We start from the raw sequence: 309 nt of genomic DNA on the forward strand, positions 1-309 counted from the left end.
GACTTATGTTCAGTGGCGAGGTTAACCGTTTAGGGGAGCCGTAGGGAAACCGAGTCTGAATAGGGCGATTTAGTCGCTGGGCATAGACCCGAAACCGGGCGATCTATCCATGAGCAGGTTGAAGGTTGAGTAACATCAACTGGAGGACCGAACCCACTGTCGTTGAAAAGCCAGGGGATGACTTGTGGATCGGAGTGAAAGGCTAATCAAGCCCGGAGATAGCTGGTTCTCCCCGAAAGCTATTTAGGTAGCGCCTCGGACGAATACCACAGGGGGTAGAGCACTGTTTCGGCTAGGGGGTCATCCCGA

1 rRNA gene is annotated in these 309 nt (G+C 53.7%); it reads left to right on the forward strand.

The features are described 5' to 3' along the window. A 23S ribosomal RNA gene (locus BIU89_RS15860) occupies window positions 1–309 on the forward strand; the annotation flags it as partial.

This window comes from Curtobacterium sp. MCBA15_005, assembly GCF_001864855.1.
Classification (GTDB): Bacteria; Actinomycetota; Actinomycetes; order Actinomycetales; family Microbacteriaceae; genus Curtobacterium; species Curtobacterium flaccumfaciens.